This is a genomic window from Cobetia sp. 2AS, from assembly GCF_029846355.1.
Classification (GTDB): domain Bacteria; phylum Pseudomonadota; class Gammaproteobacteria; order Pseudomonadales; family Halomonadaceae; genus Cobetia; species Cobetia amphilecti.
Genome location: NZ_JARWKQ010000002.1, coordinates 74,503 through 92,688 on the forward strand (window position 1 = coordinate 74,503; position 18,186 = coordinate 92,688).

Genomic DNA, 18,186 nt, shown 5'->3' on the forward strand with positions numbered 1-18,186 from the left:
TCTTATCATAGCGCAGAAGATATGCTGCGGGCCGGTTTATAAGAACATTTTGTTGGAAACTGCAAGGGACTCTCATTAACGCAGTATCAGCTACGTTGTTGGCGCAGGGCATCACTTTGCAAGGTTAGCTGAACTCGCGTCAGCCAGCCCGCCAGCAGCGCCTGCTTATGCCGACTCATGGTGCGATGTTGCTCGATCACTTCGCATAATCGGTCGCCGGCCGCCCGCATCCTGGTGGGACTCTCTCCTCGTGCACAGCGCTGATAATCATCCGCCAGCGCATGGATCAATTCGCGCAGGGCGTGCTGTACCGGGCGTGGCACATCGTTGCCCAATTCCCGCCGCACGAAGCCTATGCCGCGTCCGATATCCATCCCTGTCAGCCCCAGCGTCAGTAGCGGCATACCGAGCACTTGCTGCTGTGCATCATCGGGCTGACCACTTGCATTCTCGCCACTACGACGCGCTTCCTGTTCACGACTGCGAGTCTGTTCATGCCGGGCGAGACGCAGCAGCCTGTCGCCCATGCGCCCGCCGAACCAGCTATCCAGGCGCTCGGTGGAGCGTTCCGCCAGCTCACGAATATCACTCGCCGTGGCGCGAATCAGCTGACGCTTGTCCCAGCCGGCCCCCGGCACGGGAATCAGGCGGAAACCGATGATGGTCACGATGAGACCGATCCCGGCCGCCAGACTCCGATTGAGGGTGTAGGCGACATCGAAGGTCATCCCGTTGTCCGGCATCACCAGCAGAATGTTGAACACCACGAAGGGCAAGGCGATCCCCGCCAGCGCAGGCACGACGGAGCCCATCAAGCCGAGGAACAGAGGGATACTGAAGATGATCACGAAGGGCACGAAGTGCTGGGCGTGACTGAGCATGACATTGCCGAACAGCAACACGCTCGGCACCGCCAGCAGCAAGCCCTTGAGCACCATCGGAATGATCGGTGCCGGATCACCGCGACTGACGAAGATGCCCGAGAACAGCGTGCCCAGCAGCATGGCCACCGCGCCGTTGTCCCACGCCGTCGCAAGCCAGAAGATCGCCGTGGCACTGAAGATGGCCATCGCGCGCAGCGCATCAATGGCGGCACGACCATGATCGCGGTGCCAACTCATGCTTGGCTGACGCAGCTGATGACGGCCGGGATGATTGATGACCTCGCGTGCCTGCAGGATGACCAGCGCATGCCCCAGCACCTCACGCAGACTGAACAGCAACCGGGCTTCCAGTGCGGTGATGCTTCGCTGACCGCGCGACAGGCGCAGACATTCCCCACGCAGCTCCTTGAGCGTCTTGCGCGCCTGGGCCGTGCCCTGATTGTCGGCCATGCTTTGAAAGGCCGCGCCCAGGCGTTGCATCAGGTCCTGCGTCGGCTGACTGAAACGTTCGGCTTCCTGTCTCTGGGTCTGGGTCTGGGTCTGGTTCAGCTCACCCGTCGGTGCCATCGCCTCACCGTCATCGCCTTGTGAAGGCACAAAGAACTCGGGATGACGCAGCTGGTGCAGGGCCTTGAGGGTCGCGTAGAGACGCATGCTTCGCCGCGTCAGCAGGTGTACGCCGCGAATGCGCCCCTTGCCCTGGGGGCCTTCATAACGCGCCGAGTGGGCATCGATCTCGAGATTGTTGAGCGCATCCAGCCCGGTCATCATCTGCTCGAGCATCGCCATGCGTTCGCGTTGCTGATCTTGTGACTGATCTTGTGAATTGCCTTGTGACTGACCGGCAGTGTCTCGGCTCACGGCCCTGTCCGCCTCGAGCGGCATCGAGAAGGCCAGCGCCATATAACGGAAGGTGGCATTCACCGCCGTGTCCGCCAGCTGGCCGAGATGATCACGTACACGAATCGGCCAGACCAGCGCACTCACGACGACAGCACACAGCGCGCCGAGACTCAGCTCGCTGAGACGTGCCAGTGCCACCGAGAAGAAGTCATCCGGCGCCGAGGACGTCAGCACCACGATGATCATGCAGGCCACCGCCGCCATCACACAGCCATAGGACAGATTGTTGTGCGTCAGCGAGGCGCCATAGATGCATAGCCCGATCCACAGCGTGACCGAGCCCAGCGCCAGTTCCGGCACCTGGGCAAAGCAGCCCATGATCACCACGGCCACACAGGTACCGACGAAGGTACCCGTGACCTGACAGATACCCTTCTCGACCACCATGCCCGACATCGGACGTGTCTGCAGAAACGCCGCCGAGATCAGCGCCCAATAGGGTCGATCGAGATCAAAGAAGAAGGCGGCGTAGAGGGCCAGCGCCATCGCCAGCACACCCTTGGTGGCGAACTTGAGCGCGAACGGCGAAGGCCTGAGGAAGGCGGCCAGAGCGGGAGACATGGATCAGTGCTTCCCGTCTTCGTCTTGGACGGCCTGAGCTTTCTCGACCGGTTCCGCCTCGACAGGTGCCGCCTTGGCCTGCGTCGCCTCATCATTGCCATCTTCCGCAGTGATCAGCCTGACACTCGCCGTCATGCCGGCGGCAAGATTGACACCTGAGGCACGTACCGCCTCGATATCATCGAATTCCACCCGCACCGGAATGCGCTGCGCCAGACGCACCCAACTGAAGGTGGCGCTCACCTGTGGCAACTGCTGGGCATTGGTCGCGGTATTGTCATCGGCGATGCCCTGGCCTATCCCCACGACTCGCCCCTTGAAGTCTTCATTGCCGCTCATCAGCGTGATCTGGACCGGATCGCCCGGACGCACATGCTGCAGCTTGGTCTCCTGGAAGTAGGCGCTCAGGTAGAAGGAGTCGTCCTTGATCAGCGCCATCACCGCCGTGCCTGCCGTGACGTAATTGCCCTGACTGAGGTGCATGTTGAGGATGCTACCGTCGGCGGGTGCCACCAGACGCGTACGATCGAGATCCAGCTGCGCGGATTGCACCGCGGCTTCGGCCTGTTGCACGTCAGCGCGGGCGACCTCGGCCTCCAGGCGCGCACTGTCGCGCTCTTCCTCGCTGATGGCACGATTGGTCAAGCGACCACGACGATTGGATTCATGCTCCTTGAGGCTCAGGGTCGCCTTGGCACTGGCGAGACTGGCCTTGGCCTTGGCGAGCGCCGCCTCATAGCGCGCACGATCGACCTGAAGAATGACATCCCCTTCCTTGACCCGCGTGGTATCCGCCACGTTCAGCTCACGCACCCAGCCGGAGACATCCGGGCTCAGCGTGATCACCTCGGCGCGCACCCGGGCGTCACGCGTCCAGGGACTGTACATGTAGGTATTCCACAGCCACACCGCACACCAGGCTGCAGCCGCCACCAGACATAGAGTGATGATCCATTTGACGGCTTTCTGTCGCAGGTTGCGCATGCGGTTTCCTTGGGGGATAGAGGGGCTGGAGGAAATGGGTGCCACGAAAGGATTCGCGGGGAAATCGGGACGACGAATGACAAGACGCTGGGGCAATGACGTGCGTCACGTCACGAGGGCAACCACCGCTGCCAGACAGATGACAAACAGCGAGATATCGAACCAGGCCTCGAACCAGAGCTCGTAATTGGCCAGCAAACGATGCAGCAGCGTACGAATGAGACCCGCCGCCAGCAAGGCAACCAGCGCATAGACCAGCATCGGGCTGATCAGGAACTCCCCGACCACCATTTCATGCAGCGCATTGAAGCCAGACGCAACATCATTGCCTGCAGCGAATTCCGTCATCGAGATCTCCTTAGCTTGCGTTGTGCGAGATCTGAGTCCCGACTGCCATGCGTACAATCAGCGTTCAACGATGGTGTCTGTCTGCCATGCATTCAAGTGCCACGGATGAACTGTTCCACTATGAGAACTATGACGACAGCGTCATCGCTGAGAATATATGCAGGCTAACATTTTTGCACGACGCGCACCGTTGCGTCAGCAGAATCCCCCCATTCCTTGCACAGCACGGCACTCGATCTGCTTTCCGTTTTGCCGAGCGCTAACCGGCAAAGCTGGTATAGACACCAAACATTCAGGTTCAAGCAGCGGCCAAGGTGTCCCGAAACGCAAAACGGCTTACCTTGAAGGCAAACCGTCTTGTTTTGCACAGTGAAGACCACAAAATGGGATCATGGGAGGCGCAAGCGGGTTGCGCGTGGGTTGCACGAGAACCTCATGACAAGCGTGACTGCTATCCACCCACCGCCATACGCTCTCTTACATACGCCACATGCGTTACGCCTTCACTCACCCCATTCTTTCTTTTTCTACACCGCGTAGCCAAGCACGCGTGGCAGCCACAAGGCGAGATCAGGGAACAGCATCACCACCGCCAACGCCGCCAGCATCGCCACCACGAAGACCATCGCCCACCCGACCGTCTTCTCGAGTCTTACTCCGGCCACGCTACTGGTCACCATCAGGTTGACCGCCACTGGCGGGGTGAACTGCCCGATCGCGATATTCATCGCCAGCAGGATACCGAACCACACCGGATGCCAGCCGAAGTGCTGCATCACCGGAATCAGCACCGGCATCAGGATCAGGTAGATGGAGACCGCATCCAGCAGCATCCCGGCGATCAGCACTGCCACCATCACCAGTATCAGCAACGTCGTTCCGCTATCCGACAGCGTGATCAGCCATTCGGCCAGATGCCGGAAAGTGCCCAGCATGGTGCCCGCCCAGGCGAATATGCCCGCCAGCGCGATGATCAGCATCACCACACCGGAGATCACGGCCGCCTCCCTGAGCAGCTCCCACACCTGAGAGAGCTTGAGCTCGCGGGTGATGAAGAGCCCGACACACAGCCCATAGGCAGCCGCGACCACTGCCGCTTCCGTGGGCGTGAAAAGGCCTGAGCGCAGCCCGCCGAGGATGATCACTGGCGCCAGCAGGGCCGGGATCGCTGAGCGAAACGCCGGACCCAGCGCGATACGCTCGACCTGAGTCGGGTCTTCCCAGCGATAGCGACGCGAGAGGAACCAGGCCGGCAGCAGCAAGGCCACACCCACCAGCAGTCCCGGGATCAGGCCTGCGGCAAACAGCGCGCGTAGATCCACCCCCGGTACCACGATGGAATAAAGGATCAGTGCGATGGACGGCGGGATCAGGATCGCCGTGGAGGCCGAGGCCGCAATCAGCGTCGCCGAGAACGCCTTGGGATAGCCCGCCCGCGTCATGCTGGGGATCATCACCATCGCCACCGCAGCGGCATCCGCCGGGCCGGAGCCACTCATGCCGCCCATGATCAGACACACCAGCACCGCCACCAGCGCGAGACCGCCATGCCGCGGGCCGATCAGCGCCTGGGCGAAGCGCACCAGCCGCGCCGCCACTCCGGCACGCTCGAACACCAGACCAGTGAGGATGAACAGCGGAATGGCGATCAGCGGATACTTGGCGATGCTGTTGTAGGTATTGGTGCCGAGGGTGGCCAGCATGCTGACCGGTAGCCCCGCGACGATCCCCACCGCCCCCGAGAGTCCCAGCGCGAAGGCGACTGGCACGCCGAAAATCAACAGGGCGGCAAAGCTTGCGAGCAACCAGAGATCAGGACTCATGATCTGACTCCTTGTGCTCCGGCGACGCATTCTGACCGGGTCCCTGCCCAGGCCCTTGCGCAAGACGCTCGACACACTGCTGCAGCTGACGCCAGGCCATCGCCAGCGCCAATAGCGGCAGCCAGATCACGTACCACCAGTTGGGCAGGCCCAGTCCCGGTGACAGCGAGTCCCACTGATACTCCTCCAGCGCGAAGGTACCCCCGAACCACACCACCAGCCCCAGTACGACCAGTACCGCCAGGGTCTGCAATACCACGACCAGTCGCCACAGAGGCAACGGCAGCACGTCTTCCAGCAACGCAATACGAATATGTGCCTGACGGCGAATCGCCACCGAGGCGCCCGCCAGCGTCAACAACACCAGCAGGAAGACCGAGAATTCCTCGGTAAAGGCAAAGGAGGCATCGGTGGCATAGCGCACCACCACGTTGGCCAGACTGATGATACCGATCAGCCCCAGCGCCAACGCCGCCAGCCACGATTCCGGCCGCACGCGTGGCGGTGGTCTGTCCGCGGGGGCAGGCGCTCCGTTGGCGCCGTCTTGCAAGGTTTGCGGTGATGCTTGTTGAGAGATTTGTTGCGACTTTTGCGACATGACACGCGATCCACACGAACGCCGAGGCTGTCAGGCCCCGGCGTGGTTCTTCACTCAATAACGCGCACAGACCGCATTATTCCCGTTGTCATCTGCTCCGTGAGCAGCGGCGATCATGGCCAGACTCAGCGCGAGGCCTCGACCTCGGCACGTGCCGTCTCGACCAGCCCCTCACCGATCTTCGGTGTCCAGCTGGCGTAGACCGACTGAGTAGCGTCACGGAAGGTCTGCATCGCATCCTCATCGAGCTTGACGACATTCACGCCGCGCGCCTCTATGTCCGCCAGCCGCTGGGCATTGCCCTCACGACTCATGGCGATCTCCCAGGCACCCGCTTCCTTGGCCGTCTCGGTCAGCAGAGTGCGCTCCTGTTCACTGAGCGACTTCCACACGCGCTGGTTGGCGGCGAAGATCAGCGGGTCCGCCATGTAGTGCCAGAGGGTCAGGTGGGTCTGACCGACCTGGTCGATGCGCGCGACATCGAACACCGACAGCGGGTTCTCCTGTCCATCCACCGCCCCGGTGGTCAGTGCCGGCTTGGCATCCGCCCAGCTCATCTGGGTCGGGTTGGCACCCAGCGCCGTGAAGGTGTCCTGGAACAGCGGCGAGCCCACCACACGAATCTTCAGGCCCTTCAGGTCATCCGGCGAGGTGATCGATTTCGAGGAGTTGGACACCTCACGGAAGCCGTTCTCGCCCCACGCCAGCGGCTTGATGCCCTTGGACTCGATGGCGGCGAAGACCTGCTTGCCCGACTCGCCCTGGGTCAGCGCATCGATGGCGGCGTGGTCCGGCATCAGGAACGGTAGCGAGAACAGATTAAGCTCCGGTACCTGGGGCGACCAGTTGATGGTCGAGCCCACCGCGAGATCGATCAGCCCCTGACGCATGGCCGAGAACTCCTTGGTCTGGTCCCCCGCCACCAGCTGGGCATTCGGATAGACGCGCAGGGTGAGCTCGCCACCGGAGCGCTCCTCTACCAGTTCGGCCCACTTCTCGGCCGCCTGCCCCCACGGGAAGGCATCCGACAGCACGGTGGAGACGGACAGCTCACGCGCCTCGGCATCACTCGCCATCAGCGGTGACAGCAGAGCCAGGCCAAGCACGCCGGCCATCAGGGCAGAGCGCCCCGTGGCAGCGACACGCGGGCGCGCGGTATGGCTTTGAGAAAGAGCTGGCGAATGATCCGAAGAGCGGTAACGCAGATGACGAGAGGCGGGGCCAGCGTTGGCGTGTGCAGCGGTCAGGGTCATGAATAACCTCTTGATTATGATGTTGTTGAGTGTGTCCAGAGGCAGATTCGCATCTACTTTGGTCGCTGACCATTCGACCATGCGACAGATCGGCGCTTTTTCGACGCTCACATGCTGTCTTGCTGCATTACCGATTACTGTATATTCATCCACCCCTCGGGTTTTCCGAGACCTCTTGAGTACGAAACGCTCGACCATGTGGTGTCATCAGCGCGTGTCGCCAAGGAGTGCATCCAGCGATGCACGAGGGCCAACCCTCGCGCAGGCCCCACCAACAGGGAGCTTGGCGATATTGCCCTTTGCAGGATGCCGTGCCTTTACAGCGCCAGCGTGTCCCGAGCCCGGGCCGGGGCAGGATTTCATGAGACACTGTATATTTATCCACCTCATTACATCCTTGAGACAAATTTCACGATATGTCGCCTTTCAACCACACAATGGCGCACCACGGGTCGCAGACTCCGGATTCGGTCGGTAGACTGAGCGCCGTTCCCGCAAGGACCGACCACGACTGACCAACACCACGCACGCAAGTGTCGTACCTGACATCTCGTCGGCACCGCTCCCACGGTCCCGACCCTGACCGATGAGGCCCCCTTCCATGCCGAACCCCCAGCAGGAAGCCATACCCACTCCCACCTTCGAGACCGAGCCGCTCGACACCTCGCGCAAACGACTGCAGCCGACCAGCAGTCTCGGCGCAGCGGTCGTTCTGTGGTCGCTGCTGCTGGGAATGGGGATGCTGATGCTGGCGAACGGACTGCAAGGCAGTCTGTTGGGGATTCGCGCCTCCTCGGAAGGTTTCAGCAACACCATGACGGGCATCATCATGTCGGCGTACTTCGCCGGCTTCCTGCTCGGCTCGACGCTTGCACCCCGCAAGCTGCGCCGGGTCGGCCATGTGCGCACCTTCGCGGCGCTGGCCTCCATCACCTCGGTGTGCATCCTGATCCACGCACTCTATGTGGTGCCCGAGGTGTGGATCGCCATGCGCTTCATCACCGGCTTCGCCTTCGCCGGCCTCTACGTGGTCGCGGAGAGCTGGCTCAACAGCCAGGCGACCAACCAGATGCGTGGCCGTCTGCTGGCCATCTACATGGTGATCACCTATCTGGGCATGGGCGGCGGCCAGTTGCTGCTCAACGTCGCCAACCCGGACACCTATCTGCTGTTTATCCTGGTGTCGGTGATCATGTCGCTGGCGCTGGTGCCGATGCTGCTGTCCGCCTCACCACAACCGGAAGGCGCGCAGCCGGAGGCGATGGGGATCGTTCGTCTGCTGCGCCTGGCGCCGCTGGGCACCCTGGGCGGCTTTGCCACCGGTATCGCCAACGGCACCGTCTTCGGCATGGGCGCGGTGTATGCCGACCGCGCCGGCCTGCCGGTGCAGGAAGTCTCCTGGTTCATGGGCGCCTTCATTCTGGGTGCCGCCCTGCTGCAATGGCCGCTGGGCAAGCTCTCCGACAAGCTGTCGGCCAAGAAGGTGATTCTGGGCTGCAGTCTCGGGGCGATCGCGCTGTCCATCGGTGGCGTGCCGTTCAGTGGTGGCAGCATGCTGACCATGGCGCTGATGGGTGCAGGCCTCGGCGGGTTGATCCTGACCCAGTACTCGCTGTTCCTGGCGGCGGCCAACAACCTGCTGACCACGCCACAGATCATCTCCGCCAGCGGCACGCTGGTGCTGATGCATGGCGCGGGCGCGATTCTGGGCCCGCTCACCGCGGGTCTGCTGATGGAGCGCTTCGGGGCCGTCGGCTTCCTCTATACCCTGACCGCCATTCACGTGCTGATCGTGATTCTGGCCGCCAGTGTCACCAGCAAGCCGCGCCAGGAACTGGATGCCGAGGAAGGCGATCACCCCGGCCACTATGTGGTAGCGCCCTCCACCACCAGTCCGCTGAGCGCCGCCTGGGTCGAGGAAGCCATCACCGAGCCGGAAACCGGTCAGCTGGAATTCGACTTCGACGCCGAACCTGAGCCGGAACCGAGCGAGGAAGAGCTCGCTGCCCAGCAACAGGAAGCCGCCGCTGAAGCAGAGGAAGGCGTCGTGCAGCAGGTCGACAACGAAGAAGGCGTGATGAACGATCGCGTCACCGGCATGGAAGACGACTGGCATCTGGATGGCCATATCGATGAGCAGGCCCAGCACCTCAGCGAAGAGGAGCGCCGCGTCAAGTCGGAGCCGGAGCGCGAGAGCTACTGATCACGTCTGATGACATGCTCGAGTGATAGACAAGAACACCGCCTCTCAGGGCGGTGTTCTTGTTTTGGGCGGGCGAAACTGAGACAGGAGAAACAAGGCAGGCGTAACAGCAAGACGGTTCAGCGAGAGGATAAAGCTCGGGGAAACGAAGAAGGCTCACAACGATAGAGACTCAGGATAGAGGCTCAGCGACGACGCTTGCCCGCCCGTGCCACCAGATGCGGTGCCAGCACACCCTGCAGACGGCGCACGGCCTGGGAATGCAGCTGCGAGACACGCGACTCGGTGACATCGAGTACCGCGCCGATCTCCTTGAGGTTGAGCTTCTCCTGATAATAAAGCGCCATCAACAGCTTCTCGCGCTCCGGCAGCCGCGCGATGGCCTCATTCAAGGCCCGCCGCGTATCGGCCTCTTCCAGCGCATCATGCGGCAAGGCAAACGGCGTGGCGAAAGGCGTCGCTTCAGGCGAGGCATAACCGCCCGCCAGCCCGCCTTCCTCATCCATCATCTCGTCCAGCGACATCACCATGCCGTTGTTGGTGTCCAGCAGCAGGCGTCGATAATCCTCCAGCTCAAGCCCCATGGCGGCGGCGATCTGGGTCTCCTCGGGGGGATAGCCCAGGCTCTGCTCCAGCTGCTGGATCACGCTTTCAAGCTCGCGTCCGGCACGGCGCACACTGCGCGGCAACCAGTCGCGCGAGCGCAGCTCATCGAGCATCGCGCCACGGATGCGCTGACTGGCATAGGTGGCAAAGCTGGCGCCATGACCCTGCTCATAGCGGCCCACGCATTCACACAGCCCTAACATGCCGGCCTGGATCAAATCCTCGAGATCGACACTCGCTGGCAAGCGCACCTGCAACTGCAGCGCGATGCGGCGCACCAGCGGCTGATACTCGGTGTAGATATCCTGCTGGGCCATGCGCCCATTGGCGGTATACATCGGCGTCCTGGTCCTCGCTTGCATCCCTCGGGGTCGTTTGACTCAGGGTCGCGCCCCCATCGTCGGGACTCCTGTTCCCAGCGTATTGTCGCGCCCTCACCACAAACCATTCGCTCGAATAGCTACCCTCAGCGACGGCTTTCCTGCCTTACGTCGCCACTCCGCCTCGGGGAGGCGGAAATGAAGACAGACGTGAAGAGACAGAGAGGGAAGACGAGACACGCACAACGCCCGACAGCAGATCGACAGAATGTCGCGAGCATCTCACGGGGCGAGCCAGAAACTCAGTCGGAATGAGAAACGTCGAAAGGCTGCAAAAAAATTCTAAAGTTCTGTCGCGCCGCGACGATAACTGAAGCAACGGCACAGGAGTCGTTACTGGCGACACGCCATCTATCTCCCCATTACGACAGGAAGTGACACATGGCTTCAGTGATCAATACCAACACCCTTTCCATGGTGACTCAGCAGAACCTGAATCAGTCCCAGAACGCCCTGAACACCTCCATGGAACGTCTGTCCTCCGGCCTGCGCATCAACAGCGCCAAGGACGACGCCGCCGGCCAGGCCATCGCCAACCGCATGGACTCCCAGATCACCGGCCTGTCCCAGGCACAGCGTAACGCCAACGATGGCATCTCTGTCGCCCAGACCGCTGAAGGCGCATTGAATCAGGTCAACGATAACCTGCAGCGAGTACGTGAGCTGACTGTCCAAGCACAGAATGGTACTAATAATGCAGAAGACCTCCAGTCCATTCAGGACGAGATCACCATGCGTATGGATGAGATTGACCGTATTTCAGAACAAACCAGCTTCAATGGAATCAATGTATTAGACACTGATGACTCACTTAGCATTCAAGTCGGCGCATACGATGATGACACAATTGATATTGAGTTGGAGAGAACGAATCGCAGCACACTTGGGTTAGAGGGCTTCTCTGTTAGCAGCAACACACTCAATATTAGCGACAAGCTTTCACAAGTTACTAATGGGGGCGGAACCCCTGCCGACGTCAATCTAAGTAGCGCAGCAAGTACTTTAGGCGTTGATGCCGATAGTATAAGTCTTCATAACGTAAAAGATGCCAATGGCAATGCCACAAGCAACTTTATAGTTAAATCTGGAGATGATCATTATGCTGCTTCCGTAGATGACTCAACTGGAAAAGTGGAATTAAACAAAGTTAAAGTTAGTTATGCAGATGAAGAAAATGGTATTACAACTGCAAATGCAGTTTCTCTACCTGACCAGCTAGTCAAGGTTGGCTCAGCTGATGATGGTACAGTTACATCATATGTGGATATTCAAGGAAGCAGTTACGAAGTAGCATCTGCTGCCCTAGCTAATGGTGGCGGCTCCCCTACGTCTGAAACAGACGCAAGTGTCATTGAGCTAAGCGGAGCAAGCGCAACGGAGCAATTTGATGGCACTGCATCTTTGGACCCTCTGGCACAAATTGACAGTGCGATCAAAAAGGTCGATAGCCAACGCTCCGCCCTCGGTGCCGTGCAAAACCGTTTCGATTCTGCCATCACCAACCTGGCGACGACTGAAACCAACCTGGCCTCTGCCCAGTCGCGTATTCAGGATGCCGATTACGCAGAAGAAGTGTCCAGCATGACCACTGCACAAATTCTGCAGCAGGCGGGGACTTCCATGCTGACCCAGGCCAACCAGGTGCCGCAGAACGTGCTGTCACTGCTGGGCTGATCTCTGACTCGCATGCTGCATAGGCCTGTCACTCAGCAAGAGTGGCAGGCCCGTCGCTGGCAGAGGATAGTGGCCTTGTTGATATTGGTCCTTTTAGTTGACAGAACTCGTGCATTCCAACCTCCGCCAGCGATATCCAGCACCACCGCCAGAAAACAAAAAAGGGCAGACGCATCGCGTCTGCCCTTTTTCATTGGAATGCGAACATGAATCACACCGCCATATTCATGATTTCCTTGTAGGCGCTGAGCAGCTTGTTGCGCACCTGTACGGTCATCTCGAATTCCAGTGAAGCCTTCTGGCCCGCCACCATGACCTGATCGAGGCTGACACCCGGGCTGCCCAGCTCGAAGGCCTTGGCCTGCCCCGCCGCGACCTGCTGTGACTGGCTGACGCGCGCCAGCGAATCCTTGAGCATGCCGGCAAAGCCCTGAGCATCAGTGCCGCTGGCCTCTGACACTGCGCCCGCCGACTGAGCATTGCTTCCCGCGGCTGCCTGCGCCGCCATCTGATCGAGCTGCTGCAGACTGCCCGTCATCGCGGATGACATCGCCGCGCCGACTGCTTCAATTGCCATCCCGCCTCTCCTTTCTCAACGCGCGCCATTCGTCTGCCGCTTTCAGTGGGGCTCAGACTACCAGTCAGTCGAGCGGCTGAAAGTGACTAATACCCCTGTTTTGCGACGCTATTCGTCTGATTGGATGTGCGCCCAGCTTCGATAATGGCCAGCCTACGCAAGAAGGCGCTGCGAAACGCGACATTGTTGATCCATCGTTTTCATGTTTCGCCCTGCTTGCTGGAATCACCCGCTGCGAGTTCAGACCACGGCGCTTATCGGACATCTGCATGAGTACACCCAGCCAGACAGCGGCCCAGTCGGGCACCTCGACGACGCCACAATCATCGGACAAGCCAGCCAACCCCTTGATGGCGCGCCTGGCGGCATTGCCACGTCTGCCGCTCATCATGGCGGCCGCCTTCAGCGTGGCTGTCATCGTCGCGTTGTTGCTGTGGGGCGCTGGCACCCAGTGGAGTGTGCTCTATCGTGATCTGCCCGCCAGCGAAGGCGGCGAGATCGTCGCGCAGCTGGAGCAGACCGGCGTGCCCTATCGGCTGAGCAATGAAGGCGCCACCGTCGAGGTCCCCAAGGAAGATGTCTATCGCCTGCGTCTGGCACTTGCCCAGCAGGGCCTGCCCAGCCAGGGCGGTTCCGGCTTCGAGCTGATGGATACCCAGGCCTTCGGCATCAGCCAGTTCACCGAACACGTCAATTATCAGCGCGCCCTGTCCGGCGAACTGTCGCGCACCATCGCCAGTCTCGAGCCCGTGTCCAGCGCCCGTGTGCACCTGGCACTGCCGGAAGATTCCGTCTTCGTGCGCGAGCGCCGCCCAGCGACGGCGTCCGTCGTGGTTGAACTCAAGGGCGGCCAGCAGCTCAAGGCACGTCAGATCCAGGCCATCCAGCATCTGGTGGCCGGCAGCGTGCAGGGCCTGGCCAGCGAAGACATCACCGTCGTCGATCAGGACGGCAATCCGCTGTCGCGCCCGGCGGGCGATGCGCTCAATCTCGATGGCAGCGCGCTGGAATATGCCCAGGCACTGGAGCGCAGCTATCAATCGCGCATCAATGCCCTGCTGACGCCACTGGTGGGACGCGACAACTTCCACGCCGAGGTCAGCGCCCAGCTCGATTTCTCCCACGCCGAAGAGACCGAAGAGCACTACACGCCCAATCAGCAGCCGGGCAGCGCAGCAGTGCGCAGTGAACAGCTCAACAATACCGGCGCCGGCGAGATGCTCGGCATCGGCGGCGTGCCGGGTGCCCTCTCCAACACGCCCCCGGGGATTGCCGCCTCGCCCATCAATGCCGATGACGCGGCGAATAGTGACGGCACCACACAGACTGACGACGCGGCCAGCGGTCTGAGCAACTATCAGCGCAGCAGCACCATCAACTATGAAGTCAACAAGCGCGTGCGCCACACCCGTGCGCGCCTGGGGCGCCTCGACAATCTCTCGGTGGCGGTGGTGATCAATCACCGTCGCATCATGGACAGTGACGGCAACCCGACCAGCGAACCGCTGGCAGACGACCAGCTGGCACAGATCGATTCGCTGGTGCGCGAGGCGATGGGTTTCAATGCCGAGCGTGGCGACAGCCTCAGCGTGATCAATGCGCCCTTCATGACCGCCGAACAGCAGAACGCCGGCCCGCCGCAGCGGTGGTGGGAGAAGTGGCTCAACAATCCCGAGATGCAGGCGCTGGCCATCGAGCTTGGCCGATACCTGATCATCGGCTTCATCGCCTGGCTGCTATATCGCAAGTTGCTGCGCCCGCTCTTGCAGCCGCTGCTGCGTCCGCAGGAGGCCTACCAGACCATCGGTCAGCCGCCCGGCACTCAGGCAGCCGGCAGCGCAGTGGGTGGTATCGGCGCCATGGAGTCTGGTCTGGCGACGGCCAATGGCGATCTGGGCAGCATGATGGCGAGCCAGACAGCGCCGGCCAGTGGCCCGCGCACGCCGACCACCTATCAGCAGAACCTCAAGGATGCGCGTGACATGGCCCGCGATGACCCGCGCATGGTCGCCATGATCCTCAAGAACTGGATGAGTCACCATGAGTAAGACACTGACGAACATGGAACGCAGCGCGGCCCTGATCATGAGCCTCGACGAGGACAGCGCCGCAGAGGTCTTCAAGTTCCTGTCTGCCCAAGAGATCCAGCAGCTCAGTGCGACGATGACCAACATGCCGCAGGTCACCCAGGAGCAGATGGCGAAGACGCTGGAGGAATTCCACGCCGACAGCGAGCAGTTCAGCGCCGTCAATCTGCTCTCCACCGACCATATCCGCTCGGTGCTGGTGAAGGCGCTGGGTCAGGAGCGCGCCAGCTCGCTGCTCGAAGACATCTACGAGAGCTCCGGCCAGAACAATGGCATCGAGACGCTGAACCTGATGGAGCCACCGCTGGTGGCCGAGATGATCCGCGACGAACACCCGCAGATCATCGCCACCATCATGGTGCATCTGGAGCGCCATCAGGCCTCGCAGATTCTCGAGCACTTCTCCGACACCCTGCGCAACGATGTGCTGCTGCGTATCGCCACATTCAGTGGCGTGCAGCCGGCGGCCCTGCAGGAGCTGACAGAAGTGCTGAGCAACATGCTCAGTGGCCAGAACCTCAAGCGCAGCAAGATGGGCGGCATTCGCACCGCGGCCGAGATACTCAACCTAATGCCGGGCCAGCAGGAAGAGCAGGTCCTCGAGGCGGTACGTAATCACGACGAGAGTCTGGCGCAGCAGATCATTGACGAGATGTTCGTGTTCGAGAACCTGGTCGGGCTCGAGGATCGCTCCATCCAGCTGCTGCTCAAGGAGATCGACAACGAGACGCTGGTCACGGCGCTCAAGGGCTCCCCCGAGGCGATCATCCAGAAATTCCTGCAGAACATGTCGCAGCGTGCTGCCGAGATGCTGCGTGATGACATGGAGGCGCGCGGCCCAGTGCGTGTCAGCCAGGTCGAGGCCGAGCAGAAGAGCATCCTGCAGACGGTGCGTCGACTGGCCGACAGCGGCGAGATCGTGATCAACAGCGGTGGCGAGGACTATGTCTAATGAGGACCATGTCTAGTGAGGGCTACGTCTAGTGAGGACCATGTCCAGTTCTGATCCGCATCATGACGCGCCTGACCCGTGGGCCGAGCGCGACGTGGCAGGCAGCGATGACATGCATCAATGGCAGCCGCTGGAACTCGACGCGCTGGATGGCAAGCCCGCATCGCCTCAGTCGGGTGGCGGCTTTCAAGCCGGCATGCCGCACACTGCGGCGCCGGATGTCGGCCTGATTCGGCGCATGGCGCAGCGTGCCCGTTCGACCTTCGAACAGGAGACGCTAGAGCAGCAACAGGCGGCACGTGACGAAGGCTATGCCGCGGGCGAGAAAGCCGGTTATGAAGCGGGTCTGGCGCGTGCAAGGCAGGAAGCCGCCGAGCAGGCGGCGCGTCAGGCCGAGGCCGCCCAGCTAGCGCTCGAACAGCAGGCCGCCCAGCTGGCACCGCTGATCGAGAATCTGCAGCAATCGCTGGCGTGCCTGGATGAGCAGATCAGCGATGAGCTGGCGGCACTGGCCATCAGCGTCGGTCAGCATCTGGCTCGCGAGGCATTTCGTGCCCACCCGGAGCACATCATCGACAGCGTGCGCAGCCTGCTGGCGGCGGATCCGCCGCTGATCGGCCGTCCGCGTCTTTACCTGAATCCGGACGACCTGCCGCGCGTCGAGCAGGCGATGGGCCAACAGCTCGCCAAGCTGGGCTGGCAATGTCTGCCGGACGCCAGTCTGAGCCTCGGCGGATGTCGCGCCGAAGCCGACAGCGGCTGTCACGATGCCAGCCTCGAAAGCCGCCTGGAGATGTTGTCACGCCAGTTGCGCCATCGCGGCAGCGCCGACGGCAGCCTGCATGGCAAGGATGAGGCCAGCGGTTCGCGCATCGTGCAACGCCAGTCGTCAGAACATGTACAGCCAGAGCAGGCACGCACCGAGCTGGCAGGAGATCGCACATGAGTGACACGCCATGAGCCCCTATTCCGCACAGCAATGGCGCAGCGCGCTCGGCGCCATTCGTGAGCGTGTCGAGAGCCTCGAGCCCCAGCGCAGCAATGGCCGGCTGGTACGCGCGACCGGCCTGGTGCTGGAAGCGGTCGGCCTGCGCCTGCCGGTGGGCGCCAGCTGTCTGGTCGAGCTGGGCGCGAACCTGCCGCCGGCCGAGGCCGAGGTGGTCGGCTTCGCCGATCAGACCCTCTACCTGATGCCCATCGACCCGCTCAGCGGCGTCGCACCGGGGGCGCGGGTGTTTCCCCTCGGGCATGGCAATGTCGGCGAGCGACGCTATCCGGTCGGCGAAGCGCTGCTCGGGCGGGTCGTCGACGGCGTGGGTCGCCCGCTTGATGGCCTCGGCCCGCTGGAAGATGTCGAACATGCGCCGCTGGAGAGCCGCCCGCTCAATCCACTGGAGCGCGCGCCCATCGACACGCCGCTGGATGTCGGCATTCGCGCCATCAATGCCTTGCTGAGCGTCGGCCGTGGCCAGCGCATGGGGCTGTTCGCCGGCTCTGGCGTCGGCAAGAGTGTGCTGCTGGGCATGATGGCGCGCTTCACCGATGCCGATGTGATCGTGGTCGGCCTGATCGGCGAGCGTGGGCGCGAGGTGCAGGAATTCATCGAGAACATTCTCGGCGAACAAGGTCTCAAGCGCGCCGTGGTCGTGGCCACGCCGGCCGACATGACGCCGCTGCATCGCCTCAAGGGCGCCAGCTACGCGACACGCATCGCCGAGTCCCTGCGTGACAAGGGCCAGAATGTGCTGCTGATCATGGATTCGCTGACCCGTTACGCGATGGCCCAGCGCGAGATCGCCCTGGCCATCGGTGAGCCACCGGCCACCAAGGGCTATCCGCCTTCGGTCTTCGCCAAGCTGCCAGCGCTGGTGGAACGCACCGGCAACGGACGGCGTGGCGGCGGGTCGATCACCGCCTTCTATACCGTGCTGACCGAAGGCGATGACCAGCAGGACCCCATCGCCGACAGTGCCCGCGCGATTCTGGATGGGCATATCGTGCTGTCGCGGCGCATCGCGGAAAGCGGCCACTACCCGGCCATCGATATCGAAGCCTCGATCAGCCGCGCGATGTCGGCGGTGGCGCCGGAGCGGCAGCTCACTCGCGCCCGTCGCTTCAAGCAGTTCTATTCCAGTTATCAGCGCAATCAGGACCTGATCGCCATCGGCGCCTACCAGCCCGGCAACGACAAGGTGCTCGACGCCGCGGTTCGTCTGCACGAGCCGATGGGACGTTTCCTGCAACAAGGCACTACACAGCACGCAAGTCTTGCCGATAGTACGAACATGCTCGAACAATTGCTGGCCCAGCCATGATGGCCGCCTTCACCTGTCATTGATCGGGAACCCTCACT

At 61.9% G+C, this 18,186-nt stretch carries 14 protein-coding genes; 6 read left to right on the forward strand and 8 right to left on the reverse strand.

What is annotated here, in order from left to right; genetic code table 11:
* Positions 1-86: 86 nt before the first annotated feature.
* The 6 genes from QD356_RS05515 to QD356_RS05540 all read right to left on the reverse strand — a co-directional run bounded on the left by QD356_RS05515 (position 87) and on the right by QD356_RS05540 (position 7,216).
* Positions 87-2,348 carry an FUSC family protein gene (locus QD356_RS05515; protein ID WP_192838820.1) on the reverse strand — a complete coding sequence of 754 codons (2,262 nt, stop codon included), beginning with the start codon at positions 2,346-2,348 and terminating at the stop codon, positions 87-89.
* A gap of 3 nt (positions 2,349-2,351) precedes the next feature.
* Positions 2,352-3,332 carry an efflux RND transporter periplasmic adaptor subunit gene (locus QD356_RS05520; RefSeq protein WP_192838821.1) on the reverse strand — a complete coding sequence of 327 codons (981 nt, stop codon included), beginning with the start codon at positions 3,330-3,332 and terminating at the stop codon, positions 2,352-2,354.
* Between the two features lie 105 nt (positions 3,333-3,437).
* Entirely contained in the window at positions 3,438-3,680 is a 243-nt protein-coding gene (locus QD356_RS05525) for a DUF1656 domain-containing protein (RefSeq protein WP_225996563.1), read from the reverse strand.
* A gap of 527 nt (positions 3,681-4,207) precedes the next feature.
* Positions 4,208-5,503 (reverse strand): TRAP transporter large permease, encoded by a 1,296-nt coding sequence (locus QD356_RS05530; RefSeq protein WP_192838822.1) that lies wholly within the window; start codon positions 5,501-5,503, stop codon positions 4,208-4,210.
* Positions 5,493-5,999: a TRAP transporter small permease gene (locus QD356_RS05535; protein ID WP_279877079.1), complete on the reverse strand. Its 507-nt coding sequence runs from the start codon at positions 5,997-5,999 to the stop codon at positions 5,493-5,495. The genes QD356_RS05530 and QD356_RS05535 overlap by 11 nt, the downstream gene beginning before the upstream one ends.
* Before the next feature lie 227 nt (positions 6,000-6,226).
* On the reverse strand, positions 6,227-7,216 hold the full coding sequence (locus QD356_RS05540) for a DctP family TRAP transporter solute-binding subunit (RefSeq protein WP_192838964.1): 990 nt from the start codon (positions 7,214-7,216) through the stop codon (positions 6,227-6,229).
* A 739-nt stretch (positions 7,217-7,955) separates the two neighbouring features.
* On the opposite strand from QD356_RS05540, the gene QD356_RS05545 reads away from it, so the two are divergent.
* On the forward strand, positions 7,956-9,557 hold the full coding sequence (locus QD356_RS05545) for an MFS transporter (protein WP_192838824.1): 1,602 nt from the start codon (positions 7,956-7,958) through the stop codon (positions 9,555-9,557).
* A 185-nt stretch (positions 9,558-9,742) separates the two neighbouring features.
* Here the strand turns inward: QD356_RS05545 and QD356_RS05550 are convergent, their stop codons facing one another.
* Positions 9,743-10,501 (reverse strand): RNA polymerase sigma factor FliA, encoded by a 759-nt coding sequence (locus QD356_RS05550; protein WP_192838825.1) that lies wholly within the window; start codon positions 10,499-10,501, stop codon positions 9,743-9,745.
* 423 nt (positions 10,502-10,924) lie between these two features.
* On the opposite strand from QD356_RS05550, the gene QD356_RS05555 reads away from it, so the two are divergent.
* The gene (locus QD356_RS05555) at positions 10,925-12,217 is read left to right on the forward strand and encodes a FliC/FljB family flagellin (protein WP_192838826.1); all 1,293 of its coding nucleotides are present in this window, start codon (positions 10,925-10,927) and stop codon (positions 12,215-12,217) included.
* Between the two features lie 211 nt (positions 12,218-12,428).
* Here the strand turns inward: QD356_RS05555 and fliE are convergent, their stop codons facing one another.
* Positions 12,429-12,794 (reverse strand): flagellar hook-basal body complex protein FliE, encoded by a 366-nt coding sequence (gene fliE / locus QD356_RS05560; protein WP_225996564.1) that lies wholly within the window; start codon positions 12,792-12,794, stop codon positions 12,429-12,431.
* A gap of 269 nt (positions 12,795-13,063) precedes the next feature.
* Here fliE and fliF point away from each other — a divergent pair, with 269 nt between their 5' ends.
* The 4 genes from fliF to fliI are packed head-to-tail and all read left to right on the forward strand — an operon-like array spanning position 13,064 to position 18,148.
* Entirely contained in the window at positions 13,064-14,842 is a 1,779-nt protein-coding gene (gene fliF, locus QD356_RS05565) for a flagellar basal-body MS-ring/collar protein FliF (protein ID WP_192838827.1), read from the forward strand.
* Positions 14,835-15,833: a flagellar motor switch protein FliG gene (gene fliG / locus QD356_RS05570; RefSeq protein ID WP_192838828.1), complete on the forward strand. Its 999-nt coding sequence runs from the start codon at positions 14,835-14,837 to the stop codon at positions 15,831-15,833. Before fliF ends, fliG begins: the two co-directional genes overlap by 8 nt.
* Positions 15,834-15,873: 40 nt before the next feature.
* Entirely contained in the window at positions 15,874-16,779 is a 906-nt protein-coding gene (locus QD356_RS05575; RefSeq protein ID WP_192838829.1) for a flagellar assembly protein FliH, read from the forward strand.
* 10 nt (positions 16,780-16,789) lie between these two features.
* On the forward strand, positions 16,790-18,148 hold the full coding sequence (gene fliI, locus QD356_RS05580; RefSeq protein ID WP_192838830.1) for a flagellar protein export ATPase FliI: 1,359 nt from the start codon (positions 16,790-16,792) through the stop codon (positions 18,146-18,148).
* Positions 18,149-18,186 lie beyond the last annotated feature (38 nt).